The sequence below is a fragment of the Autumnicola lenta genome (assembly GCF_031846515.1).
Lineage (GTDB): Bacteria > Bacteroidota > Bacteroidia > Flavobacteriales > Flavobacteriaceae > Autumnicola > Autumnicola lenta.
In genome coordinates this window covers 1-1,384 of sequence record NZ_JAVRHO010000059.1, presented here as the reverse complement: position 1 = coordinate 1,384, position 1,384 = coordinate 1, and the positions used below count along the sequence as shown (strand labels likewise).

The 1,384-nt window shown below is 35.6% G+C and carries 2 protein-coding genes; both read left to right on the top strand.

Annotated features, from left to right (window positions below; all coding sequences use genetic code 11):
• Nucleotides 1–933 precede the first annotated feature (933 nt).
• Entirely contained in the window at nucleotides 934–1,218 is a 285-nt protein-coding gene (locus RM545_RS17400) for a transposase (RefSeq protein ID WP_311496555.1), read from the top strand.
• Between the two features lie 7 nt (nucleotides 1,219–1,225).
• Entirely contained in the window at nucleotides 1,226–1,306 is an 81-nt protein-coding gene (locus tag RM545_RS17680; RefSeq protein ID WP_432264600.1) for a hypothetical protein, read from the top strand.
• Nucleotides 1,307–1,384: the final 78 nt, after the last annotated feature.

Sequence of the window (1,384 nt, the reverse complement as noted above, 5' to 3'; positions counted from 1 at the left end):
CTGATCACAGATCTTCTATAAAAGCAGATTTCAACAGTAGATATTTCCTTACCACGTATTTTCTAGAACGATATTAGCCATTTTTCAGCCATCATTTTAGCATCCTGGGGGTTCATTTTCGAAAAACAAATTCCTTTGGCGGAATGGTTCCTTTCCTTTTTTCAAGGGAAGGTTGGATCTATCAGCGAAAGCTGATAAAGACGGAAGGGTAAAAACATAATTTATAGCAAACTCTTCATCATTGTAATGCAGAGTTTATCCTTTATTCAACTTCTCCATCATGTGAAAAAGAAGATTCCCGTTTTTTAAGCGTAAAACTTGGACTCCATACCGATATTTGCCATTTTTAAGGCATCATCTTAGAAAATTTAGAAGCACATTTTTTAGAAACAGGTAATTTGCACGACTGGTTCCTTCCCTTTTTAAGGGAAGGTGGATTTATCAGCGTAAGCTGATAAAGACGGAAGGGTAAAAACATAATTTATAGCAAACTCTTCATCATTGTAGTGCAGAGTTTATCCTTTATTCAACTTCTCCATCATGTGAAAAAGAAGATTCCCATTTTTTAAGCGTGAAATTTGGACTCCATACCGATATTTGCCATTTTTAAGGAATCATCTTAGAAAGTCTAGAAGCACATTTTTTAGAAACAGGTAATTTGCAGGACTGGTTCCTTCCCTTTATTAAGGGAAGGTGGATTTATCAGCGTAAGCTGATAAAGACGGAAGGGTAAAACCCTTTTTTAATTAAAAAATGAACCTAACCATAGATTTATTCTTAGAACACTGACTTTTTCTTAATCTACCCATCCTCAGAAACAATATTTATCATTTTTGAGCTGGTTTGCATTAAGACCTACAAGGTTTTCAAAACCCTGCAGGACTGCCTGGCGATATTTGCCATTTCTCATTCATTATCTTAAAATTCTAGAGGTTGATTTTCGAAAACAAGTTCCTTTGCCCTAATAGTTTGCTTTATAAAGCACCCTCTAACTGGACCAGGATTCAAGCCGAACGTGCCAGCATTTTATTTAGATCCTACCCTGATATCAAACGAGCATATACTCTGGTACATGGGTTAAGAAAAATATTTAATGAAACTACAGAAGTTAAAATAGCTTTTACCAGGCTTGCTCGCTGGTATAAACAGGTCAAAGAATCTGGATTTAGAGCTTTTAATACTGTAGCCAAGTACAAATGCATCAGCAGAATCTTTTAATGCTAAAATAAAAGCCTCCAGAAGTAAGTTCAGAGGAGTGAAAAATGTAGAATTCTTCCTGTATAGATTAACTACGATTTTTGCTTAGTCCCCAACAATTAGGCTTGATCCCAGATCCCCAATTTTACGTTAACATTCGGGTATAAAAAAACCCTTCATCAGGATC